Here is a 23,877-nt window from a genome sequence, read left to right on the forward strand (position 1 = left end):
GTCCCGTGGGTGGCCCACTTTTGCTAGTGTGCGAACCGTCGTGACTAGCAAGAATGGGCCACCCAAGCCGCGGGGCGGGGTAGATATATAGCTTGGCTATGTATATAGTGGACGGATGGCTTCTGACCTACACGACATCCTCGGGGACCTGGTCTCCGTCAACCACCGCCTCACCCGCGTGGCCGCCCGCGCCGCCCGCGGCACCGAGTCGCCCGCCCTGTGGCGCACGCTCAGCGTGCTGCTCTCCACCGGTCCGATCCGCCTCGGCGAACTCGCCGAGCTGAGCCGCGTCTCGCAGCCCACCGCCACCAAGCTGGTCGGCAGCCTCGTTGCCCGCGGCTGGATCGCACGCACCAGCGACCCCGACGACGCCCGCGTCAGCCTCATCGCCAGCACCCCGGCCGGCGAGACCGCGCTGATCGCCTGGCGCACCGAGCTCGCCGCCGCCCTGCTGCCCTACTTCGCCGACCTGCCGACCATTGATGTCGAGACGCTCGAGCGGGCCGTCGCGATCCTGCGCGACCGGGTCGAAGCCACCGAACGGCAGGATGCGCCAGAGCGCCTGGCCGCCCGCGCCACGGAGGCGACCCGATGAGCCGCACCGTCCAGGGCTCCGCACCCGCTTCCGCGCACGGCGTTCCCGCCGGCACCAGCATCCTGCACCAGCCCAAGGCGGTCTGGGCCGTCGCCTTCGCCTGCGTCATCGCGTTCATGGGCATCGGCCTGGTCGACCCGATCCTGCCGGCCATCGCCGCGGACCTCGCCGCGACGCCGACCGAGACCGAGATGCTCTTCACGAGCTACCTGCTCATCACCGGCATCGCGATGTTCTTCACCAGCTGGCTGTCCAGCCGGATCGGCGCCAAGCGCACCCTGCTGATCGGTCTGGCCCTGATCGTGGTCTTCGCCCTCGCCGCCGGCCTGTCGCAGGACGTCGAGTCGATCATCGGCTTCCGCGCGGGCTGGGGCCTCGGCAACGCCCTGTTCATCTCCACCGCGCTGGCCACCATCGTGGGCGCCGCAGCGGGCGGCACGTCGTCGGCGATCATCCTCTACGAGGCCGCCCTCGGCCTGGGCATCGCCATCGGCCCACTGCTGGGCGGACTGCTCGGCAGCATCAGCTGGCGCGGCCCGTTCTTCGGCAGTGCCACGCTCATGGCCGTCGGCTTCATCGCCATCGTGGTGCTCCTCAAGACCGAGGGGCCCAAGCCGGTCCCCACGCGCCTCTCCGCACCGTTCCGCGCGCTCGCCCGGCCGGGCCTGGGCATCCTGGCCGCCGCCGCCCTGTTCTACAACATCGGCTTCTTCGTGCTGCTGGCCTACACGCCGTTCGCGCTCGTGCCGCTGGGCCTGGGCAGCGCCGTGAGCCTGGGCCTGGTGTTCTTCGGCTGGGGCCTGTCGCTGGCCATCACCTCGGTGTGGGTGGCGCCGCTGCTCACTCGACGGATGCGCCGCAGCCGGGTGCTCTGGCTTGTGCTGCCCCTGCTCGCCCTCGACCTGGCCGCGGCCGGAGTGCTCGTCGGCTCAGGCGTCGGCTTGGTGGCCTGCGTCATCGTCGGCGGGCTGCTGCTCGGCGTGCTCAACACCGTGCTCACCGAGAGCGTGATGGAGGCCACCGACCTGCCGCGCAGCGTGGCCTCGTCCGCCTACTCAGGGGTTCGATTCCTCGGCGGGGCCATCGCGCCGCCGGCAGCCACCCTGCTCGCGGACCAGTTCACCTCGGCGACACCGTTCTTCGCCGCCGGCGCCTCCGTGCTCGTGGCGCTGCTCGTGATCGTGCTCGGCCGCCATCACCTCGCCCGCGCCGACGGTGCCGTCGAGGACTCCCTCGAAGAGGCCGAAGCGATCGGCGCCGGCGACAGCTGACCGGTGCTCGGCCCGCCGAGTTCCTCGCGGCACTCGTTTGGTGCGGTGGCACGTGTTCCAACCCGTGCCGCCGGGCGTAACGCGTGCCGCGGGGCGTAGGGCGGGCCGCGGTGGTCAATGGAAGCGGTGGTCCTGGATGGTCATGCGCGGGCCGCGCCGCGGGGCCCGGTAGCCGCTGCCCAGGATGAGCCGCACCACTCGCTGACGGTGGCCGAGGAACGGCTCGAGCAACTCGAGCATGCCGTCGTCGTCGACGGGGGAGCCGGTGAGCGCCCAGCCCACCTGGGCGGCCAGGTGGTAGTCTCCCACACTCACCGAATCCGGGTCGCCGTGTGAGCGCTGGGTCACCTCGGCTGCGGTCCAGCGACCCACCCCGGGCAGCGACTGCAGCCGCCGCGCGGCCGTGACCACGTCGACCGGCCGGTCGAGCGAGGCGGCGACGGCCGCCACCGTCACGGCCGTGCGGGACCGGCGCGGGTCGACTCCGGCCCGATGCCACTCCCACGACGGCACCAGCCGCCAGCGCTCGGGGCCGGGGGACACCATCATGCCCGCCGGCGCCGGCCCGGGGGCAGCCTCGCCATGTCTGCGGATGAGCCGGTACCAGGCCCGGTGGGCCTCGAGGGTGGTGACCTTCTGTTCGATGATCGCGGGGATGAGGGCCTCGAAGACCAGACCAGAGCTGCCCAGCCAGACGCCGGGAGCGCGGCGGCGCACCTCGGCGAGAGCGGGGTGCGCGCCGAGGTCGAGTCCGGTCCAGTCGTCGCCGTCGCCGAGCAGCGCCGGCACCTGGCCGATGCTCCACTCGGCGCCCTCGCCCCAGGCCCGGGCGTCGACGGCTCCGTCCGCGCGCTGGCGGAGCAGCAGGGTGGCCGGCCCGAGCGGTGTTCGCTGCGTGCGCCAGATTCCGGCGTCATCGGTGCGGCAGGTGGGGTCACCCAGGCCGCGGCGGTGCGGGGCCATGGTGGCGGCCAGGGTCACCGGGCGCCGGGGCGCGTACAGCGTGGCGGCCGTCGGGGCCGCGGCGGCTGGATCGGAATTCATCCCCTCGAGGTTAACCCGCCCGGGTGACAGTTGCGCATCCGGGTCACCGGGGGGCGCTGGTGCTCGAGCGCATCACCAGGTTGGTCGGCACCCGGGTGAGGTGTCCGGTGCGTTCGGGCCCCTCGGTGTGGTCCAGTTCCGCCAGGAGCGAGTCGATGGCCATCCTGGCCTGGTTGCGCGGATGCTGTTCGATGGTCGTGAGCCGGAACATCTCGGCATACGGGTGGCCGTCGATCCCGATCACCGAGAGTTCGGTGGGGATCTGGATGCCCAGCTCCCTGGCGGCGATGATGAGCCCGACGGCGATCTCGTCGCTTGCCGCGAACACCGCCGTCGGCCGGCGGCGCGGGTCGCCGAACAGGGCCAGCCCTGCCTCGTACCCGCCGGGCACAGTGAACGCGCAGGCCGAGAAGCCGTCGTCGGTGGGCAGGCCCGCTGCGCGCATGGCCTCGTTGAAGCCGGTGAGCCGCTTGGTGTGCACGGCGAAATCCATCTGGTCCACCTGGTCACCGCCCACGTGGCGGATGTCGGTGTGGCCGAGGCTGAGCAGGTGCTCGGTGGCCAGGCGCGCGGTGGCGATGTCGTCGATCGCGATAGTGTGCACGCCGGGGATCTCGCCGCCGATCCCCACCAGGGGGCGGCCCATCCGGTGCAACAGGGCGACCTCGGTGTCGCTGAGCTCCACGCCGACCGAGATCACGCCGTCGAACCGCTTGCGGGCGAGGAAGAAGTCGAAGACCCGCTCGCGCTCGGCCGAGTGGGCGGGCAGGTTGTACAGCGTCATGTCGTAGCCCTGGGCCAATAGCGACTGCTCGAGGCTCTCGAGAACCTCGGAGAAGAACCACCGGCTGATGAACGGGATGATAACGCCGACGCTCTGGGTGCGCCCGGTGACCAGGCTCGCCGCATTGGGGGAGGCGACGTAGCCGATCTGGGCGGCGGCGGCGATCACCTTGCTCCGGGTCTCATCTGACACATAGCCGCGACCGCTGAGCGCACGGGAGGCTGTGGCCTTGGCGACGCCGGCCAGGCGCGCAACATCGGCGATTGCGCTCATGCCAGCCTCCGTCCTTGGAAACGCTAGTGGACACCATAGCCGCAACCCGGGAGCGAATGGAACCGGTTCCATAAAGTCGCAATCGAAGCGTGACCCTCTCGCAGGTCCCGAGGAATGAGAGCGCGATCTTTGTCAATCTGTGACCAATCCGGGGTTGTGGCGAACGGTCGGGTGCCGTACTTTGTGGTGTGGAACCGGTTCCTTATGCAACCGTTTCCAGAAGCGTCACCACGAGCACCTGCACCACACATTCCGGTCGACCGGCCCTGCCGGCTCGGCCACAAGCAACACTCAACGAGGAGGATTTGCATGAGCGTGAAACAGCACCGCCGGCTCTTTGTCCCGGTCGCTGCAGCCGCAGTGATGGGACTCGCCCTGACCGGCTGTACCGGCGACATCGCCGCCCAGGACGCAGCGGACACCGACTGCGCGGCCTACACCGACTACGGCACCTTCGAGGGCAGCCCCGAAGTCACCATCAGCGGCACGATCCAGGACGTCGAGGCCGACCGCCTCGTCAGCTCCTGGGCAGACTTCCAGGCCTGCACCGGCATCACCGTGAGCTACACGGGCACCAAGGAGTTCGAGGCTCAGATCGCCGTTCTCGCCGAGGGCGGCAACGCCTCCGATATCGCGATCATCCCGCAGCCCGGCCTGTTCAACAAGCTCGCGGATGCCGGCTTCCTCAAGCCTGCCCCCCAGGCTGTCGAGGACAACGTCGACAAGTGGTGGTCCGCTGACTGGAAGGGCTACGGCACCGCGTCCGACGGCACCTTCTACGCCGCACCGCTGATGGCCAGCGTCAAGGGCTACGTCTGGTACTCGCCCTCGATGTTCAAGGACAAGGGCTACGAGATCCCCACCTCGCTCGACGAGATGATGGACCTCACCGCCCAGATCGCCGCCGACGGCACCGTGCCGTGGTGCGCCGGCGTCGGATCGGGTGACGCCACCGGTTGGCCGGGAACGGACTGGATCGAGGACTACGTCCTGCGCGAGGCCGGCGCCGACACCTACGACAAGTGGGTCACGCACGAGATCCCGTTCAACGACCCCGCGATCGTCTCGGCCTTCAACTCGGTCGGCGACATCCTGAAGAACCCGGACTACGTCAACGCTGGACTCGGCGACGTCTCGTCGATCATCTCCACGGAGTTCGGCGACGCCGGCCTCCCGGTGCTCGACGGCACCTGCGCACTGCACCACCAGGCCTCGTTCTACGAGGGCTTCTGGAAGAACGCCGACGAGTCGGCAGTGGATGTCTCGCCTGACGGCGACGTCTACGCCTTCCTCCTGCCGCCCGCAGAGGCCGGCGGAGAGCAGGCTGTCACCGGTGGTGGCGAGCTGGTCGGTGCCTTCAAGGAGAGCGACGAGATCACCGCAGTGCTCAGCTACCTCTCCAGCGACACCTGGGCGAACAACCGGGTCAAGCTGGGCGGTGTGATCAGCGCCAACACCGGCCTCGACGCCTCCCTCGCCTCCAGCGACATCCTCAAGCAGAGCGTCGAGATCCTGCAGGACCCGAACACGGTCTTCCGTTTCGACGGCTCTGACCTGATGCCCGGCGCCGTGGGAACCGACTCCTTCTGGAAGGGCATCGTGTCCTGGCTGAGTGGCGACGATACCCAGAAGGTCGTCGACACCATCGAGTCGAGCTGGCCGAAGAGCTAGTACCCGCTCCACCCGGGTGGGTCTGCCGCGAGGCAGGCCCACCCGGCAGTACCACCCCCCAACTTTTAGTACCACCCCCTCTCGAGACCATAGAAGGGTCCGGCCAATGACGACCGCGGATCTACTCGGCAAGATAATTCAGGTGGTGGCGGCTCTCGCCGCCTTCTCGCTCGTCATCGGGCTAGTACTCTTCCTGATCGACAAGGCGCCCAAACGCGGGCGCGACTACTACCAGCTCGCCTTCTTCCTGCTCCCCGCCGTGCTGCTGCTGCTGGTCGGGCTCATCTACCCAGCCTTCCGCACCTCGCTGCTGGCTTTCACCAACAACTCCGGTGACTGGGTCGGGGCGGAGAACTTCATCTGGATGTTCACCCAGCCAGCTGCCCTCGTGACGCTCGGGAACACCATCATCTGGGTCGTCCTCGTGCCAACGATCTCCACCGCGATCGGCCTGGCCTACGCGGTGTTCATCGACAAGTCCCGCGGTGAGAAGTACTTCAAGGCCCTGGTCTTCATGCCTATGGCCATCTCGTTCGTGGGCGCCGGCATTATCTGGCGCTTCGTCTACGACTTCAAGTCCGGCGACAACGCCCAGATCGGCTTGCTCAACCAGATCCTGGTCTGGGTGGGAATCGAACCTGTGCAGTGGCTGCAGACGTCGCCGATCAACACCTTCCTGCTGATCGTGGTGATGATCTGGATCCAGACCGGATTCGCCATGGTCATCTGCTCCGCCGCGATTAAGGGTGTGCCCACCGAACAGATCGAGGCCGCCCAGCTGGACGGCACCAACCCGTGGCAGCGGTTCACCAACGTGACCCTGCCGGGCATCCGCGGTTCGCTGGTCGTGGTGATCACCACAATCTCAATCGCCACCCTCAAGGTGTTCGACATCGTGCGCACCATGACCGCCGGTAACTTCAACACCAGCGTCATCGCCAACGAGATGTACACCCAGGCCTTCCGGGCCGGCGAGCAGGGCCGAGGCGCCGCGCTCGCGATCGTGCTGTTCCTCCTGGTGCTGCCGATCGTCATCTACAACGTACGAATCCTGCGTCAGCAGAGGGAGATCCGATGAGCGACAACGTAGTCGACCTGCCCATCCCGGGCGCCGGAACCAAGGCGAACACGACCGCTGAAGTGGTCGGCAAGTCCGAGCGGGTGAAGCGGCGGCTCACGTCGCGCCCGGCGACGGCTGTGGCCCTCGTCATCGCGGTGCTGTGGACCCTGCCGACCTTCGGACTGTTCATCTCCTCGTTCCGGCCCGCGGGCCTGATCAGCACCACCGGCTGGTGGACCATCTTCCAGAACCCGGGCTTCACCCTGGACAACTACTCCGAGGTGCTGTTCAGCACCTCGCAGTCGTCGCCGCAGCTGGGCGCGTACTTCGTGAACTCGCTGGCCATCGCCATTCCGGCCACGCTGTTCCCGCTGGTGATCGCCGCCATGGCCGCCTACGCCTTCGCCTGGATCAAGTTCAAGTGGAGCGGCGGACTGTTCGTGCTGATCTTCGCACTGCAGATCGTTCCGCTGCAGCTCGCCTTGATCCCGTTGCTGCAGATGTTCACCCAGTTCCTGCGCCCCGGCCAGGCTTGGATCCACGACCTGATCCCGATGATCCCCGAGCAGGGCTACCTGCCGGTCTGGATCGCGCACACGATCTTCGCGCTGCCGCTGGCGATCTTCCTGCTGCACAACTTCATCTCGGAGATTCCGGGCGAGGTCATCGAAGCGGCCAGGGTGGATGGCGCCAGCCACGGCCAGGTCTTCTTCCGTATCGTGCTGCCGCTGGCCGTGCCCGCGCTGGCGTCGTTCGCCATCTTCCAGTTCCTCTGGGTCTGGAACGACCTGCTAGTGGCGTTGATCTTCTCGGGCGGTACCCAGGACGTGGCGCCGCTCACCCAGCGGCTGGCCGAGCTCACCGGAACCCGCGGCCAGGACTGGCAACGTCTGACGGCCGCCGCGTTCGTGTCGCTGATAGTTCCGCTGATCGTGTTCTTCAGCCTGCAGCGTTACTTCGTGCGCGGGCTGCTGGCAGGCTCGACCAAGGGGTAGTTCCCGCCGGCAGAGCAGCGACGGACCGGCCCCGGAAGTCCGGGGTCGGTCCGCTGACTTAGAGTGAAACCATGAGCGGAATGCACGGCGGGGGCGGACGTCCCCCTGAAGATTTCCGGGGGCGCCGCAACCGCGTCAGTAACGACGACAAGGACGCCCAGAAGGCCGAGAACGCCGAGGCGCCGGTGATTCCCAACCTGCTCGGCCGCATCCGGGCGCTGTTCGCCCCGCACACCAGGAAGCTCACCGTCACGGTGATCCTGGTGCTGTTGTCGGCCGGGTTGTCCGTGCTGCCTCCGCTGCTCATCCAGCGGGCGTTCGACGAAGGCCTGTTCCCGCCCTCCGGCGGGCCGAACCTGCAGCGGCTGACCGTTCTGGTGGTGCTGATGATCGCCGCCTACATCACCACCGCCCTGCTGGGGGTGTGGCAGACCTGGCTCACCGCCACCGTGGGCAACTCGGTGATGGGCGAGCTGCGAGTGCGGCTGTTCACCCACCTGCAGGCCATGGAACTGAGCTTCTTCACGCGCACCAAGACCGGCGTGATCCAATCGAGGCTGCAGAACGACGTTGGCGGGGTCGCCGGCGTGCTCACCAACACGGTCTCGAGCATTCTCGGCAACGCCGTGACCGTGATCGCCGCGTTCGTGGCGATGCTGCTGCTCAACTGGCAGCTCGCCATCGTGGCCGTGATCCTGATGCCGATCCTGGTCTTCGCACAGCGCCGGGTCGGCCAGGTGCGCGCCCGCATCGCGGCGAAGACGCAGGAGTCGCTCTCCGACATGACCGCGATCACGCAGGAGACCCTGAGCGTGTCCGGCATCCTGCTGTCCAAGAGCTTCACCAGGCAGAAGGCCGAGATCTCCCGGTACTCCGGCGAGAACGACAACCAGGTGCGGCTGCAGGTCAGCCAGCAGATGAGCGGCCAGTGGTTCTTCGCCATGGTCAGCATCTTCCTGTCCAGCATCCCGGCCATCGTGTACCTGGTCGCCGGCCTGCTGCTCACCAACGGCGCCACCGACATCACCGCGGGCACCGTCGTCGCGTTCACCACCGTGCAGGCGCGGCTGCTCTTCCCCCTGCTCGGACTCATGCGGGTGGCCCTGGACCTGCAGACCTCGAGCGCCCTGTTCGCGCGGATCTTCCAGTATCTCGACCTCACCCCGGCCATCAGCGATGCGCCCGGTGCCATCCCCGCCCCGGCCGTGAACGGGCGGGTGCAGTTTGACGCCGTCACCTTCGCCTATCCGGATGCGGCGCCCGAGTCCCGGCCGACCCTCGACGCGGTCTCGTTCACCATCGAACCCGGCGAGTTCGCCGCTTTCGTCGGGCCGAGCGGCGCGGGCAAGACCACGGTGTCGTACCTGATCCCGAGGTTCTACGAGGCCACCGCCGGGAGGGTGCTGTTCTCCGGCATCGACGTGCGCGACCTCGCCCAGGAGTCGCTGGTCTCGCACATCGGCATCGTCAGCCAGGAGACCTACCTCTTCCACGCGACAATCGCCGAGAACCTCCGGTATGCCAGGCCCGAGGCCACGGATGCCGAGCTGGAGACCGCCGCGCGCGCCGCCAACATCCACGACACCATCGCTTCGTTCCCGGCCGGCTACGACACCATCGTCGGCGAACGCGGCTACAGGCTCTCCGGTGGGGAGAAGCAGCGCGTGGCGATCGCCAGGGTGCTGCTGAAAGACCCCGAGGTGCTGATCCTCGACGAGGCCACGAGTGCTCTCGACTCGATCTCGGAGCGGGTGGTGCAGGCGGCCCTGGACACGGCATCCCGTGGACGCACGACCATCGCCATCGCGCACCGCCTGTCGACCATCGTGACCGCCGACGTGATCTTCGTCGTCGAGAGGGGCCGCGTTGTAGAGACCGGAACCCACCAGGACTTGCTCGCAAGGTCAGGGGTGTACGCGTCCCTCTACGCAGAACAGGTCCGCGAGCCGTGAGGTAAGCCCCAAAAAACTCGAGTTTTCGGGGCTCAGGTCACGGCTCGCGAGACTGCAGCATTCCCTCCATCAGGGTGATCTCGGCCTCCTGGGAGGTGATGACCGCGCTGGCGAAACCCAGGATCGAGGTGTTGTTTGCTCGATCCTGGGCGGCCTCGGCCATCTCGACGGCACCACGGTGGTGGGCGATCATGAGGGTGAGGAAGGTGCGCTCGGCCGCCACACCGCTCGCGGCCGTGAGCTCGGCGATCTGGTCGTCGGTGGCGAGGCCCGGCATCGGGTCCCCCGGGGTGTGCGCACCTGCACTGCTGTCACCGGCGTCGTGGGCGTGAGTCGACCCCGACCGGCCCGGCCGGGTCATCCACGTCATCGACGGCTCGGGTCCGGCCTGCGACAGGTTCCACTCGGTGAGCCAACCGTAGAGCTGCCCAGCCTGCTGTGACTGGGTGAGGGCGATGTCGTACGCGAGCCTGCGCACGTCGACGTCGTCGGTGCGATCGCGGATGATCATGGCCAGCTCAGCGCCCTGCAGGTGGTGCACCTGCATGTCGCGGGCGAACCCGGCCTCGGCGCTCGTCGCGGTGGGGGTGGGATTGTCCAGGGTGCTCAGACGGCCGACGGCGAACCCGGCCAGGCCGATCATTACGGCCGCGACCGCGGCCGTGACGATCAGCGCGACGCGGCGCGCGCCGAAACTACGCCTTTCCGGGGGCATCGAGACCGCCGGTGCACGGGGCGCCGGGTTCCGGCACCGAGTTGCTCTGCCAGTACTCCTGGATGAACTCGGCGATGCGCTCGTCGTCGACGGAGTCGACTCCCAGCTGGGAGTTCCAGCCGCTCAGCACGATCGGCGACGGCAGGCCGTCGAACGGCGACAGGATGACATAGGTCGACGGCAGGAGACCGCGCAGGGCGGCGAGGTCGTCATCGCTGATGGCGGGGTCGTAGGTGATCCAGAGCGCGCCGTGCTCCTGCGCGTGGACGGCGTTCTCGTTCGGCACCGGCTCGGTGTAGACGCCGCAGTTGAGCCAGGTCGGGTTGTGTTCGCCGCCGGCCGGCGGGGTCTGCGGGTAGCTGACCGGCGTGGTGACGTGCGCCGCGGTGTTCTCGAAGGTCTGCACGCCCTCGATCGTGGCACCGGTGCCCCCACCGGCGGTGTAGCTGGGGCTCTTCGGGGTGAGCACGACCGAGGTGATCACCAGACCCACGACGGCGACGGCGGCCGTGATGCCCGCGATGAGGCCGATGCGCCGGTTGCGGGCGCTGCGCTTCTGCTCGCGGTGGTACTGCTCCAGCTTTTGCGCCCGTTGGGCGGCTCGTTGCTGTTTGACGCCGGGCTTGGCCGACGACGACGATGATCCGGACGGGCCGGTGGGCGGGGCAGGGGTCACGGTGGGCCTCTTTCGTTTGCTGTTCTCTCATTCGAACGCATGGACCGTGGCCGAGCCTTCCCCCGGCCCCGATCTCACAGACGGTTCACAGGCTGGTCGAGGCCTGCGCCCGCGGACTAGAGTGAGGGAGTGATCATTCTGACGTCGTGTCCCTGTCGCTGCTGTCTCTAGCCGACCCACGCACCCCTCACTTTCGGTTCCAGGACCGCCCATTCACAGGCACCGGTCTCTCCCACCGGCACCGCACCACGTCTCCCAGACGAAGGATCATCCATGAAAATCGCTGACACCATCCTCGACCTCATCGGCAATACGCCACTGGTCAAACTGCACAAGGTCACCGAGGGCGTCTCCGCCACCGTGCTGGTCAAGCTCGAATACCTGAACCCGGGCGGCTCCGCCAAGGACCGCATCGCCACGCGCATCATCGACGCCGCCGAGCGAGACGGCCAGCTGCTGCCCGGTGGCACGATCGTCGAGCCCACCTCCGGCAACACCGGCGTCGGCCTGGCCCTGGTGGCGCAACAGCGCGGCTACAAGTGCGTGTTCGTGCTGCCGGACAAGGTGGGCGAGGACAAGCGCAATGTGCTCACCGCCTACGGCGCCCAGATCGTCGTGACGCCCACATCCGTGGCGCCGGACGACCCGGAGTCCTACTACAGCGTCTCGGACCGGTTGGCGCGGGAGATTCCCGGGGCGTTTAAGCCCAACCAGTACTCCAACCCGAACGGTCCGCTCAGCCACTACGAGTCCACCGGCCCCGAGATCTGGCGCGACACCGACGGCACCGTCACCCATTTCGTGGCCGGCGTGGGCACCGGCGGCACCATCACCGGAACCGGCCGGTACCTGCGCGAGGTGTCGAACGACGCCGTGCGCATCATCGGCGCCGACCCCGAAGGATCGGTGTACTCCGGCGGCACCGGGCGCCCGTACCTCGTGGAGGGCGTCGGCGAGGACTTCTGGCCGACTGCATACGACCCGGCCGTGCCGCACGAGATCATCGCCGTCTCCGACGCCGACTCCTTCGCGATGACCCGCCGCCTGGCCCTCGAAGAAGGCATCCTGGTGGGCGGCTCGAGCGGCATGGCCGTGGTGGCCGCGCTGCGCGCCGCGAAGGACCTGCCCGCCGACGCCGTCGTGGTCGTGCTGCTGCCCGATGGTGGCCGCGGCTACCTGGCCAAGATCTTCAACGACGGCTGGATGCGCAGCTACGGTTTCAGCAACGCCCCGGCCGGCCACACCGTGGCCAACCTGCTCGCGTCGAAGACCGGCACGCTGCCCGCGTTCGTCTACGTGCACCCCAACGACACGGTGCGCGACGCGATTGAGACGATGACCTCGGCCAGCGTGTCGCAGCTGCTGGTCCTGGCCGCCAAACCGCCCGTCGTGATGGGTGAGGTTGTCGGCACCCTCGACGAGCGCAGCCTGATGGGCCGGGTCTTCTCCGGCGAGACCAAGCTCACCGACAAGGTCGGCTCGATCGTGGGCGACGCGCTGCCTCTGATCGGCGTGAACGAGCCCGTCGGCTCGGCCCGCGCCGCGTTCGCCGACCACGACGCCCTGCTCGTGACCGACGGTGGCAAGCCGCTCGGCGTGATCACCCGGCACGACCTCCTCACTTACCTCAGCGTCTAACTCCACGATTTTTCGAAAGAGACCCGTCATGAGCACTACAGAGAACAAGAAGTTCAACACCATCGCCATCCACGCCGGTCAGGAGTTCGACCCGACCACCGGTGCTGTCATCCCGCCGATCTACCAGACCTCCACCTACGTGCAGGAGAGCATCGGGGTGCTTCGCGGCGGCTACGAGTACAGCCGCGGCGGCAACCCCACCCGCACCTCGCTGGAGACCATGCTCGCCGCGCTCGAGGGCGGCAAGCACGGCCTGTCGTTCGCGAGCGGCCTCGCCGCCGAGGACAGCCTGCTGCGTGCGGTGCTCACGCCCGGCGACCACGTGGTGCTCGGCAATGACGTCTACGGCGGCACCCACCGGCTGATCAACCGGGTGCACGGCGCCTGGGGCGTGCGCAACACCACCGTGGAGATGAGCGATCTGGCCGCCGTCGAAGCCGCGATCATCCCCGGTGAGACCAAGATCCTCTGGGTGGAGACGCCGAGCAACCCGCTCATGAAGATCAGCGACATCGCCGGCCTGGTCGAGGTCGGCCACAAGTACGGCGTGCTCGTGGTGGTGGACAACACCTTCGCCTCGCCCGCCCTGCAGCAGCCCCTCGCCCTCGGCGCCGACGTCGTTGTGCACTCCACCACCAAGTACCTCGGCGGCCACTCCGACGTCATCGGCGGCGGCCTGGTCATCAACGACGACGAGCTCGCCGAGAAGACCGCGTTCATCCAGTTCGCGGCCGGACCCGTCTCGGCGCCGCTGGATGCCTGGCTCACCGTGCGCGGCATCAAGACCCTCGCGGTGCGCATGGAACGGCACAGCAGCAACGCGCTCACCATCGCCCGGTATCTCGAGACCCACCCGGCCATCGAGAAGGTCTACTACCCGGGCCTGGAGAGCCACCCCGGCCACGAACTCGCGAAGGCCCAGATGAGCGCCTTCGGCGGCATGCTGTCCCTCGCGTTCCACGGCGGCGAGAGCGCGGCCCGCCTCTTCGCCGAGTCGATGCACCTGTTCCAGCTGGCCGAATCGCTCGGCGGCGTGGAGTCCCTGGTGAACTACCCGTCCGAGATGACGCACGCCTCGGTGCGCGGCACCGAGCTCGAGGTCGCCACCAACATCGTGCGCCTCTCCGTGGGCATCGAAGACATCGACGACCTGCTCGCCGACCTCGCCCAGGCGCTGCCCGCCGCCTGACCGGCGAGCGGATGCCCGCGGTCGGTCAGCCGATCCGGGTGAGGACGGTGAACGACATCGTAGTGTTCGAGCCGTCGATGCAGGTCTGGTACAGCAGGTCGTAGCCGCGCGGAACGTCGCCGATGCCCTGCGTGTTGGCGTTGAGCACCGCGGCGACGCCGCCCACCAGGTAGGTGCCCGAACGCACCCCGGAGAGGGTGATCACGGTGCCGCTGCCGGGAAACCACGCCCCGCCGCAGGACCAGTGTTCGGCGATGACGGCCACACCGTAGTTGCCGGTGACGTCCACCGCGCCGTTGCAGGCGTCGATCTCGGTCTGGAACCCGCTCGTCCAGACGTACTTGTCAACCGAGGCCGGCCCGGCCGGCGCACCGTCGTCTCCCGGGTCCGCGGTGCCTCCGCCCTGGGCGGCCTGGGCGGCCTGTGCGGCCTGGGACTCCTGGGCGGATGCGGCGGCGGCGGCCGCGACCCGTTCGGCCTCGGCGGCCTCGACCCTGGCGGCTTCGACCCTGGCCGCCTCGACTCTGGCTGCCTCCTCGGCCGCGAGCCTCTCCTGCTCTGCCTGCCAGCTGGCGACGGCCGCCGTCACGGCGTCTGCTGTGCCGTCGAGAGCGTCGGCTACCTCGGCCAGGTCGGCGCCGTTCGTGAGGGGCATCCGCTGCAGGGTCTGGGTCGCCCGCGCGAGGTCCGGCGGCGAGAAGAACCTGCCGCCCGAGCGAAGCGGGTCGGCCTGCAGTGCGGCCCGGTCGACCACCTTCTCGGCCCGTCTGACGGAGGCCGTGGTGGAGCGGATGCTCTCGGCCAGGACTGTGCGCGCCTCCTCGTCGAGCACCCGGCCGGCGCTGTCGGTGAGCGTGGCCCTGGCGTCGGCAAGCACGGCGTCGGCGTGGACGATCGCGGCGGTCGCCGTGCGCGACGACGTCGGGAAGCCGTCGACGGCGGTGAGTCGTGGCGCCGCCGCCGACGCCGACGCCACGACCTGGCTCGTGTCGAGTGTGAGGGCGGTGCCGGCCAGCAGCAGCGGCACCCCGATGAGCGCGAGCAGTGCGGCGGGCGCGTTCCGGTGGCCGTGCGCGGACCGCGGAGCGCGGCTCGGCGGGCGAATCTCCGTGGGCGTTCTCGCTGAGCGCATGGCTGCCGTCCCTGGCCGGCCCCGTTCGGGAAGGGACGGCCCAGACAGTAAACGCCCGCGCGTCAAAGCTGAATAGTCCTCATTACCGACTGCGGCCGGCCTGATCACCCCCAGTTCGGGGCCGGTGGGAGTGAGTCCGAGCCCAGGTCATGGCGGAAAATCGACGCAGAGTGGCCGGTCACAGGTCGCCGCGGGTCACCCGGCTCGGCACACTGGAACCTCACCCGACGGGCGCCCAGCCGACGGACAGACCCAGCAGGAGAACCCCGCATGACGACATCCCACTCCCGCCTCGTCGAGCTCAGCCACGAGATCAGTGCCGGCCTGGTCACCTACCCCGGGCTTCCGGTCCCGGTGATCACCCCCCACCTCACCCGGGCGGACTCGCGCAGCAACTACGCGGCCGGCACCGAATTCGCGATGGACACGATCACCATGATCGGCAACACCGGCACCTACCTGGACAGCCCGTTCCACCGCTTCGACGGCGGAACCGACCTGGCCGGGTTGCCCCTGGACTCCCTGGCCGACCTGCCCGCCCGTGTCTTCAGGCACGACCAGGCGACCGGGCGCGGGATCCCGGCGACGGTCTTCGCCGGGGAGCAGCTGGCCGGCACCGCCGTGCTGCTGCAGACCGGCTGGGACCTGCACTTCGGCACCCCGGCCTATGCGTCCGGTGCACCGTTCCTCACCGAGGCCGGCGCGGAAGCCCTGGTTGCGGCCGGCGTGACGCTGGTGGGGATCGACTCGCTCAACATCGACGACACCGAGTCAGGGGGAACCCGTCCGGCGCACTCGCTCCTGCTGGCCGCGGGCATCCCGGTCGTCGAGCATCTCACCGGCTTGGCCGCCCTGCCCGACCGGGGAGCGCACTTCTTCGCCGTGCCTCCGCGCGTGCGCGACTTCGGCACCTTCCCGGTGCGGGCATTCGCCCGGCTGCCCTAACCGAGGGACAACCGTTCCCCACCCGGACAAGTGCACCCGGTGCGCCGGGTGCACAAGTCCGTTCGGGGAACAATTGTGCGGGGGAGCGGAGTGGGGCGGGCTACCGGACGGAGCGCACCACGCGGGTGAGCCCGGCGGGCACCAGCACGGTTCCCCCGACGACCGTGTTCGTGAGCAGCTCGGTGCCGGTGGCAGGCACCGCCTGGTCGGCATCCGTGTGGTTGATCAGGAAGACGAAATCGGCGGTGTCGCTGGACCGGGTGACCGACTCCAGGCCGCCTATGACCCGGGCCGGGGCGATACCGGCCGCGGTGAGCACGTCGAGCAGCAGTGAATCGAGGTCGTTGCCGATGAGCTTGGTGGACAGGTACCAGGCAACGCCGTCGCCGAAGGCGTTGCGGGTGATGGCCGGCCCGCCCGCCGCGGGCCCGTCCACGTACCTGGCCAGGACCTGGGCGGTGGACACCTCGATATCGTCGGTCCAGGCGCTGCCGGTGCGGGAGTCACTGAGGGTGACGGTCTCGCTCTCGTGCAGCGGGAGGAACTCGGGGATGCTGAGGCCGAGCACCTCGCGCAGGGCTCCCGGTGCTGCACCGGCGTAGACGGTGTCGTTCTCGTCGACGATGCCGGAGAAGTAGGAGACGAGCAGGTGGCCGCCGGCTCGCACGTAACCGGTGAGGTTCTCGGATGCTGCGGGCCCGGCCAGGTACAGGCTGGGTGCGATCACGAGGTCATAGCCGCTGAGGTCGCCGGTCGGGTGGGCGAAGTCCACGGTCACATTGCGGTTCCACAAGGCCGTGTAAAAGGCTTCGATGCGCTCGCGGTGCCCGAGCTCCACACTTGGACGCCACTCGAAGTCCTGGGCCCAGAACGACTCGGTGTCCCAGAGCAGAGCGACCCTGGCGCGCACCCGGGAGGAGCGCACGTCGGCGAGCTCCCCGAGGGCCTGGCCGAGCGCCACGACCTCTCGCCAGATGCGGGTCTCGGCGCCCGCGTGCGGGAGCATCGCCGAATGGAACTTCTCCACGCCGAACCTGGAGGCGCGGAACTGGAAGAACAGGATGCCGTCCGCTCCGCGGGCGAGGTGCGAGAGCGAGTTGCGGGCCAGTTCGCCGGCCCGCTTGGCAATGTTGCGCGGCTGCCAGTTGACCGCCCCGGTGGAGTGCTCCATCAGGATCCAGGGCGCCCCGCCGGCCAGCGACCGGGTGAGGTCGGCATCCATGGCCAACAACACGTGGTTGTCGGCGCGTTCGGCCACCAGGTAGTGGTCGTTCGAGACGACGTCCACCTCGCGGCTCCAGCGCCAGTAGTCGGCGGAGAGGCAGTTGGTGGCCATGAAGTTGGTGGTGACCGGGATGTCGGGGGTGAAACGGCGAATGACGTCGCGTTCGTTGATGAAGCACTCGAGCAACGCGTCGGAGGTGAACCGGTGGAAGTCCAGGCGCTGCGCCTGATTGCTCACCGAGGCGGACTGCCGGGGTGCGTCGATCTCGTCCCACTCGCCGTAGACCTGGCCCCAGAAGGTGGTGCCCCACTTCTCATTGAGGACCGCCAGGGTGCCGTAGCGGGTGCGCAGCCAGGCCCGGAACGCGGCGACGGAGTAGTCGTCGTAGGAGTCGCTGATCGGTGCGCCGTATTCGTTGTGCACGTGCCAGAGCACGAGCGCCGGGTGGTTCTTGTACCGGCGGGCGAGCTGTTCGGTGATCTGGGCTGCGGCTCGGCGGTAGTCCGGGCTCGACGGGCTGACCATGCCGCGGGAGCCGTTGCCCAGGGTGATGCCCTCGCGCGTGACCGGGCGGGAGTCCGGGTATTTCTTCCAGAACCAGGCCGGCGGAGCGGCGGTGGGCGTGGCCAGGTCGACGTCGATGCCGGCCGCGTGCAACAGCTCGATGATGTCGTCCAGCTGGCTGAAGTCGTATTCACCCTCGCGGGGTTCCAGGATGCCCCAGGAGAAAATTGCGAGGCTCACCAGGTTGATGCCGGCCTGCTTCATCAACTCGATGTCCTCGAGCCAGGTGGCGCGCGGCCACTGCTCGGGGTTGTAGTCGCCGCCGTAGCGGATCCCGGTCGTGCCGTTCAGCAACCGCTGCATGGCGGGGGAATCGGCGGGTGGTGGGGTCTGGATCGACATTGGTCTCGGGCTCCTTTTACTGTGTGCGCTCCCAGTTCTAACACAGTGCTGTGACAGAAGCCAGATGCAGGGCCCTTGTTGACAATGGAAAATTTGTGTGGATTACTAGTACCGCTCCCAGTCGCATCGTCCAATCGCCGTCGCGAAGACCTGATGATCCACCAGGGGCGCCCACTCACAGCACCAGCATTCATCAAGGAGGACGAGATGCGCACGTCGATTCGAGTCGGGGCGGTGGCCATGGCCACTGCCGCAACCCTGCTCATGTCAGGTTGTTCGGCACAGGCGGGCGGCGGTGACGCAGGGCCGGTGAAGCTGAACTACTGGGCCTGGGCGCCGAACCTCGAGCAGGTCGTGGACATCTGGAACTCCGAGAACCCCGACATCCAGGTGACGGTGCAGAAGCAGGATGGCGGCGACCCCGCCATCACCAAACTTCTTACGGCCATCAAGGCCGGCAGCGGTGCGCCGGACCTGATCCAGGCCGAGTACCAGAAGATCCCCACTCTGGTCTCCTCCGATGCCCTCGCCGACCTGTCCGAGTACGGTGCCGGCGACATCGAAGACTCCTTCGCCGCCGGCGTCTGGGATTCAGTCACACTGGGCTCAGACGCGATCTACGCCATCCCGCAGGACAGCGGCCCGATGATGTTCTACTACCGGGCCGACATCCTCGCCGACCTCGGCCTGGCCGTGCCCACCACCTGGGACGAATACGCCGAGGTGGCCCGTGCGGTGCACGCCGCGGACCCGTCCAAGTACCTCGGCACTTTCTCATCGAACGACGCCGGTTGGTTCACCGGCATGGCGCAGCAGGCCGGCGCCTCCTGGTGGGGCATCGACGGGGACGCGTGGAGCGTGGACATCGCGGCCACCCCCACCGAAACCGTCGCCGGCTACTGGGGTGGCCTCGTCGAAGAGGGCGTCATCGACAACAAGCCGATGTACACCCCGGAGTGGAACGCCGGGCTCAATAACGGCGAGCAGGTGGGCTGGCTGAGCGCCGTCTGGGCTCCCGGCGTGCTCGGCGGGAACGCCGCGGACACCGCCGGGCTCTGGGAGGCCGCGCCGATGCCGCAGTGGGACGTCGATGCGCCCGCGACCGGCAACTGGGGTGGATCGTCCACCGCCGTCACCACCCAGTCCGACCACCCGAAGGAGGCCGCGGAGTTCGCCACCTGGCTGAACACCGACGCCGACGCCGTGCAGGCCCTCGTCACCACGTCAGGCATCTACCCAGCGGATGCCGAACAGGCCAAGGCTGCGCTCACCGCGCCGCCGGAGTTCTTCAGCAACCAGCCTGACTTCTACGACGTCGCCGCCGAGGTGGCTGCCACGGTGAGCCCGTTCACTTACGGCCCGAACGTGAATGTCGCCTACAGCGCGTACAACGACGAGTTCGCCAAAGCGGCGGACGCCAAGACGAAGAGCGCCTTCTTGGACGCCGTCGACGCGATGCAGAAGATCACCACGGACGATATGAAGAAGAACGGCTTCACGGTCAAGTAGCTCGGTCCCGGGGGTCCGCCGGCAAACCGGCGGACCCCCACACCCCGCCTGACCCACCCCATCATCACCCACCCCAGACACTCGCGTCGATTGAGGACAACTCGTGACAGTGACAGAGGCCGAAGTGGCCACCAGGAGCAGTGCGCCGCCGGTTCGCCGGGGCCGAGGGACCTTCCGATCGAGGGTGCTCGTGCCGTACGCGATGCTGGCGCCCGGCATCATCCTCTTCGTGGCCTTCATGGCCGCGCCCATCCTCTACACGCTCTACTTGAGTTTCCAGAAGACCAAGGTGTCCGGTCTCGGACTCGGCTCCGGAGCCCGCACCGCCGTCTTCGCCGGGATCGACAACTACGTCGCGACTCTCACCAACACCGAATTCGGGGCCAGTGTCGGCCGCGTGCTGCTTTACGGCTTCATCTTGATCCCGCTGATGCTCGGACTCGCGCTGCTTTTTGCGTTGCTGCTGGACTCCAAGCGCACCAGGGCCGCCGGTTTCTCCCGCACCGCCATCTTCCTGCCGTACGCCGTGCCGGCCGTGATCAGCTCGCTGCTCTGGGGGTTCCTCTACCTGCCGGCGGTGAGCCCGTTCTACTTTGTCTTCGACAAGCTCGGCTGGGACGTCCCGTCGATGCTGTCCTCTGGCGGGGTCACCTTCGCGATCGCAAACATCGCCCTCTGGGGCGGGGTGGGCTTCAACATGATCGTGATGTACACCTCCCTCAAGTCGGTGCCCTCCGACATCTACGAAGCGGCCACATTGGACGGTGCGAGCGAGGTGCAAATCGCGCTGCGCATCAAGATCCCGATCATCGCGCCGGCGATCGTCATGACCGCGTTGTTCTCCATGGTCGCCACTTTGCAGGTGTTCGCCGAGCCCACCACGCTCCGCCCGCTCACCAACTCGCTGTCCACCAGCTGGTCGCCGCTGATGTTGGTCTACCGGGATGCCTTCACTCGCGACGACATCTACTCGGCCGCGGCGACCTCGATCGTCATCGCCCTGGTGACCTTCGCCTTCTCATTCCTGTTCCTGCGCGTCGTGCAGAAACGTGCCTTCGGCCAGGAGGACTGACCCATGACCACCACGCTCACGCGCGCCCGCACCGATCGGACCCGGCGTCAAGCGGAGCGGGCCTCGGCCCGAGTCTTCCGCCAGAAGGCCAGCCCGGTCTCCACCGGCATCCTCATCATCGGTGCCATCTACTGCCTGTTCCCGGTGTTCTGGGTTCTGATGGCGTCGAGCAAGGACAGCTCAGAACTGTTCTCCACCTTCACCCTGATGCCCAGCACCCACCTGTGGGACAACATCGTGGAACTCAGCCAGTACCGGGGCGGCCTGTTCTGGCGCTGGGTGCTCAACACCGCGATCTACGCCGGCGTTGGCGCCCTGGCCTCGACCTGGATCTCGGCGATCTCCGGCTACGTCCTGGCCAAGTTCGAGTTCCCCGGCAAAAAGGTGGTCTTCTCGATCCTGCTGATGGGCGTGCTCGTGCCGGGCGTCATCCTCGCGATCCCGCAGTACTTCCTGCTCGCCGAGGTGGGACTGACCAACACGATGTGGTCGGTGCTCCTGCCGCAGATCATCAGCCCGTACGGCATCTACCTGGCCCGCATCTACGCGGCGGCATCCGTGCCCACCGAGGTCATCGAGGCCTCCCGCACCGAGGGTGCGGGGGAGCTCTACATCTTCAACCGCATCGCCCTGCCGATGATGGGCCCCGGCCTGGTGACGATCTTCCTGTTCCAGTTCGTCGCGGTCTGGAACAACTTCATGCTGCCGTACATCATGCTCGGCGACGACCAGCTCTTCCCAGTGACGGTGGGCCTGAGCGGCCTGCTCAATCAGGGTGCGAGCGCACCGTCGATGTACACCCTCGTGATCACTGGAGCCCTGCTGTCGATCATCCCGCTGATCATCCTGTTCCTCGTGCTGCAGCGTTATTGGAAGGTCGACCTCGCCGCCGGTGCGGTCAAGGCCTGACGGTCGCTAGGCTTCACACGTGACCCCGCCCCCCGCCAAGCGCCGTCCGACCATCGATGACGTGGCCGCCGCCGCCGGTGTGTCCCGCGGCACGGTCTCGCGGGTGCTCAACGGCGGCCACTGGGTGAGCCCGGATTCCCTGGCGTCGGTGAACGCTGCCATCAAGAAGACCGGGTACCGGGTCAACCCGCATGCCAGGAGCCTTGCCACGAGCCGGGCGAACTCGGTGGCGTTCCTGCTCACCGAATCACACGACAGGCTGTTCGAAGACCCGAACTTCGCCGTGCTGATGCGCGGGGCGTCGAAGGCGCTGTCCGCGCACGACATCTCGCTCGTGCTGATCATGGCGGGCAACGAAGACGAACAGCGTCGCGCCACCGAGTTCATCACCGCCGGCCACGTGGATGGTGTGCTCCTGGTCTCCTCGCACAGCAGCCGGCGCGGCCTGATCTCCGAGATCATCGCCGCCGGCGTCCCCGCCATCGCCTGCGGGGTGCCGCTCGGTTTCGAGAAGAAGATGGGCTACGTCGCCGCTGACGACTACGACGGCGCCAGGGAGATGGTGCGTTACCTGCGCGGGCTCGGCCGCTCTCGCATCGCAACGATCGCCGGTCCCGAAGATACCTCTGGAGGCATGCGTCGGTTCGAGGCGTATGCCGACGAACTCGAGGGGGCCTTCGACGAGAGCTATGTGGCCCGAGGCGACTACAGTCGGTCGAGCGGTGCCCTCGCCATGACCGAACTCCTGGAGCGCCACCCCGACCTCGACGCTGTCTTCGCGGCCAACGACGTCATGGCCGCCGGCGCCATCGATGTTCTGCTGCAGTCGGGGCGCCGGGTGCCGGAGGACGTCGCCGTCGGCGGCTTCGACGATGCTCCGATTGCGACCGCCATCACCCCGGCGCTGACCACCATGCACCAGCCTTTCGAGCGGATCAGCGAGGAAATGGTGCGGTTGCTGCTTCGGGTCATCGATGGCGAACGCCCCGCCACGATCGTGCTGCCGACCGACCTGGTGGTGCGCGCGAGCGCCTGACCGCCCACCCGGCGGGCGCGGCACGCCGCCCCGGCCGCCGGAGATGGGCCGGTGCCCTCCCGGATGTGACAGTCACATTGCGTCGGCCTGCTTGCTGCCCACTCATGTGACTGTCACACCGCGCATTCCCCGCGGGCCGCTCGCGTGCATAATTGACCTGCGGCCACATTTGTGACCGTGCACATTCAAACGAGGCCTTTCCCCGTGTCAGCTGATCTGCCCAAGAGTCGCGCACCCAGCATCCGGGATGTGGCGCGCCTTGCCGGGGTCTCGCACCAGACCGTCTCCCGGGTGCTCAACAACCACCCCAGCATCCGCGAGTCGACCAAGGCCAGGGTGCAGCAGGTGATGGACGACCTGCAGTACCGCCCCAACCGGGCGGCCAGGGCGCTCTCCCGCGGCACCTCGCGCACCATCGGTGTGCTCTCGGCGTCGAGTTCGCAGTACGGGCCGGCCAGTAGCATCGCGGCGATCCAGGATGCCGCCAGGGATGCCGGCTACTACGTGAACACGGCCAACCTCACCTCCGTGGACCCGGAGTCGATCGAGGCCGCCCTCGACCACCTGATGCTGCAATCGGTGGAGGGGATCGTGGTGATAGCCCCGCAGATGCGGGTCTTCGACGTGCTCGAGCAGCTGTCTATCTCGGTGCCGTACGTGACTCTGCAGTCCACCGGCCGGCTGAACGATCATGGCCTCTCCGTCGACCAGATCGCCGGCGCGCGCCTGGCCACCCGGCATCTCATCGACCTCGGGCACCGCAGCATCTACCATCTGGCGGGCCCCCAGGACTGGATCGAGGCCGAGGCGCGTATGCGCGGGTTCCTTGACGAGATGGGGGCGATGGATGTGCCGACGACGGCGCCCATCCTCGGTGACTGGACCGCTGACTTCGGCTACTACGCCGGTCGGGAACTTCTGCGGGTGCGGGACTTCACCGCGATCTTCTCCTCGAACGACCAGATGGCTCTGGGGCTGATGCACGCGATTCGCGACGCCGGCCTCGACATCCCCGGCGACGTCAGCGTGGTCGGATTCGATGATATTCCGGAAGCGGCACATTTCTGGCCGCCCCTCACGACAGTGCGGCAGGACTTCGCCGAACTGGGCAAACGCTGCATCGCCCTGCTTCTGGACGACATCACCGCCGGACCGGTGGAGGACCGCAACGCCATCATTCCCGCGCTCATCGTGCGCTCGTCGACGGGTCCGCCGGCGTTCTGACCGACAGGCGAATCGGCCTCGCCGGACCCCGATCGAGGGCGTTACCTAAAAGTGAC

20 protein-coding genes are annotated in these 23,877 nt (G+C 68.1%); 14 read left to right on the plus strand and 6 right to left on the minus strand.

All coding sequences use genetic code 11. From position 1 onward, the window contains the following. Nucleotides 1–115 precede the first annotated feature (115 nt). Both BJQ94_RS01730 and BJQ94_RS01735 read left to right on the plus strand, forming a co-directional pair. Nucleotides 116–595 (plus strand): MarR family transcriptional regulator, encoded by a 480-nt coding sequence (locus BJQ94_RS01730; RefSeq protein ID WP_265400622.1) that lies wholly within the window; start codon nucleotides 116–118, stop codon nucleotides 593–595. After that, a complete protein-coding gene (locus BJQ94_RS01735) occupies nucleotides 592–1,866 on the plus strand; it encodes an MFS transporter (RefSeq protein ID WP_265400623.1) in 1,275 nt (424 codons plus the stop codon). Before BJQ94_RS01730 ends, BJQ94_RS01735 begins: the two co-directional genes overlap by 4 nt. Nucleotides 1,867–1,980: 114 nt before the next feature. On the opposite strand, the gene BJQ94_RS01740 is transcribed toward BJQ94_RS01735, so the two are convergent. Both BJQ94_RS01740 and BJQ94_RS01745 read right to left on the minus strand, forming a co-directional pair. Then, nucleotides 1,981–2,910, minus strand: a complete 930-nt coding sequence (locus tag BJQ94_RS01740; protein WP_265400624.1) for a DNA-3-methyladenine glycosylase 2 family protein — start codon at nucleotides 2,908–2,910, stop codon at nucleotides 1,981–1,983. A gap of 43 nt (nucleotides 2,911–2,953) precedes the next feature. Then, a complete protein-coding gene (locus tag BJQ94_RS01745; protein ID WP_265400625.1) occupies nucleotides 2,954–3,967 on the minus strand; it encodes a LacI family DNA-binding transcriptional regulator in 1,014 nt (337 codons plus the stop codon). A gap of 309 nt (nucleotides 3,968–4,276) precedes the next feature. On the opposite strand from BJQ94_RS01745, the gene BJQ94_RS01750 reads away from it, so the two are divergent. From BJQ94_RS01750 to BJQ94_RS01765, 4 genes are all read left to right on the plus strand, one after another. Further along, on the plus strand, nucleotides 4,277–5,638 hold the full coding sequence (locus tag BJQ94_RS01750; RefSeq protein ID WP_265400626.1) for an ABC transporter substrate-binding protein: 1,362 nt from the start codon (nucleotides 4,277–4,279) through the stop codon (nucleotides 5,636–5,638). A gap of 106 nt (nucleotides 5,639–5,744) precedes the next feature. Continuing rightward, entirely contained in the window at nucleotides 5,745–6,716 is a 972-nt protein-coding gene (locus tag BJQ94_RS01755) for a sugar ABC transporter permease (protein WP_265400627.1), read from the plus strand. Beyond that, nucleotides 6,713–7,693: a carbohydrate ABC transporter permease gene (locus BJQ94_RS01760; RefSeq protein WP_265400628.1), complete on the plus strand. Its 981-nt coding sequence runs from the start codon at nucleotides 6,713–6,715 to the stop codon at nucleotides 7,691–7,693. Before BJQ94_RS01755 ends, BJQ94_RS01760 begins: the two co-directional genes overlap by 4 nt. A gap of 71 nt (nucleotides 7,694–7,764) precedes the next feature. Then, entirely contained in the window at nucleotides 7,765–9,645 is a 1,881-nt protein-coding gene (locus tag BJQ94_RS01765) for an ABC transporter ATP-binding protein (RefSeq protein WP_265400629.1), read from the plus strand. 37 nt (nucleotides 9,646–9,682) lie between these two features. Here the strand turns inward: BJQ94_RS01765 and BJQ94_RS01770 are convergent, their stop codons facing one another. Further along, nucleotides 9,683–10,360 (minus strand): DUF305 domain-containing protein, encoded by a 678-nt coding sequence (locus tag BJQ94_RS01770; protein WP_265400630.1) that lies wholly within the window; start codon nucleotides 10,358–10,360, stop codon nucleotides 9,683–9,685. Further along, complete coding sequence (locus tag BJQ94_RS01775) at nucleotides 10,341–11,036, minus strand: DUF3105 domain-containing protein (protein WP_265400631.1); 696 nt, start codon at nucleotides 11,034–11,036, stop codon at nucleotides 10,341–10,343. The genes BJQ94_RS01770 and BJQ94_RS01775 overlap by 20 nt, the downstream gene beginning before the upstream one ends. 273 nt (nucleotides 11,037–11,309) lie before the next feature. Between BJQ94_RS01775 and BJQ94_RS01780 the strand changes: the two genes are divergently transcribed. Further along, a complete protein-coding gene (locus BJQ94_RS01780; RefSeq protein WP_265400632.1) occupies nucleotides 11,310–12,674 on the plus strand; it encodes a cystathionine beta-synthase in 1,365 nt (454 codons plus the stop codon). 28 nt (nucleotides 12,675–12,702) lie between these two features. Then, nucleotides 12,703–13,863, plus strand: a complete 1,161-nt coding sequence (locus tag BJQ94_RS01785; RefSeq protein ID WP_265400633.1) for a cystathionine gamma-synthase — start codon at nucleotides 12,703–12,705, stop codon at nucleotides 13,861–13,863. A gap of 25 nt (nucleotides 13,864–13,888) precedes the next feature. Here BJQ94_RS01785 and BJQ94_RS01790 read toward each other — a convergent pair whose 3' ends face one another. Then, nucleotides 13,889–14,995: a hypothetical protein gene (locus BJQ94_RS01790; protein ID WP_265400634.1), complete on the minus strand. Its 1,107-nt coding sequence runs from the start codon at nucleotides 14,993–14,995 to the stop codon at nucleotides 13,889–13,891. Between the two features lie 270 nt (nucleotides 14,996–15,265). On the opposite strand from BJQ94_RS01790, the gene BJQ94_RS01795 reads away from it, so the two are divergent. Next, nucleotides 15,266–15,940 carry a cyclase family protein gene (locus BJQ94_RS01795; protein WP_265400635.1) on the plus strand — a complete coding sequence of 225 codons (675 nt, stop codon included), beginning with the start codon at nucleotides 15,266–15,268 and terminating at the stop codon, nucleotides 15,938–15,940. A gap of 100 nt (nucleotides 15,941–16,040) precedes the next feature. On the opposite strand, the gene BJQ94_RS01800 is transcribed toward BJQ94_RS01795, so the two are convergent. After that, the gene (locus BJQ94_RS01800; RefSeq protein ID WP_265400732.1) at nucleotides 16,041–18,032 is read right to left on the minus strand and encodes a beta-galactosidase; all 1,992 of its coding nucleotides are present in this window, start codon (nucleotides 18,030–18,032) and stop codon (nucleotides 16,041–16,043) included. A 246-nt stretch (nucleotides 18,033–18,278) separates the two neighbouring features. Here BJQ94_RS01800 and BJQ94_RS01805 point away from each other — a divergent pair, with 246 nt between their 5' ends. The 5 genes from BJQ94_RS01805 to BJQ94_RS01825 all read left to right on the plus strand — a co-directional run bounded on the left by BJQ94_RS01805 (nucleotide 18,279) and on the right by BJQ94_RS01825 (nucleotide 23,821). Continuing rightward, on the plus strand, nucleotides 18,279–19,580 hold the full coding sequence (locus BJQ94_RS01805) for an extracellular solute-binding protein (RefSeq protein WP_265400636.1): 1,302 nt from the start codon (nucleotides 18,279–18,281) through the stop codon (nucleotides 19,578–19,580). 202 nt (nucleotides 19,581–19,782) lie between these two features. Beyond that, nucleotides 19,783–20,652, plus strand: a complete 870-nt coding sequence (locus BJQ94_RS01810; protein WP_265400733.1) for a sugar ABC transporter permease — start codon at nucleotides 19,783–19,785, stop codon at nucleotides 20,650–20,652. Between the two features lie 3 nt (nucleotides 20,653–20,655). Beyond that, nucleotides 20,656–21,561, plus strand: a complete 906-nt coding sequence (locus BJQ94_RS01815; protein WP_265400637.1) for a carbohydrate ABC transporter permease — start codon at nucleotides 20,656–20,658, stop codon at nucleotides 21,559–21,561. Nucleotides 21,562–21,580: 19 nt separating this feature from the next. Then, a complete protein-coding gene (locus BJQ94_RS01820; RefSeq protein WP_265400638.1) occupies nucleotides 21,581–22,597 on the plus strand; it encodes a LacI family DNA-binding transcriptional regulator in 1,017 nt (338 codons plus the stop codon). Nucleotides 22,598–22,801: 204 nt separating this feature from the next. Further along, complete coding sequence (locus BJQ94_RS01825; protein WP_265400639.1) at nucleotides 22,802–23,821, plus strand: LacI family DNA-binding transcriptional regulator; 1,020 nt, start codon at nucleotides 22,802–22,804, stop codon at nucleotides 23,819–23,821. Nucleotides 23,822–23,877: the final 56 nt, after the last annotated feature.

It is taken from the genome of Cryobacterium sp. SO2 (assembly GCF_026151165.2).
In the GTDB taxonomy this organism is placed as follows: domain Bacteria; phylum Actinomycetota; class Actinomycetes; order Actinomycetales; family Microbacteriaceae; genus Cryobacterium.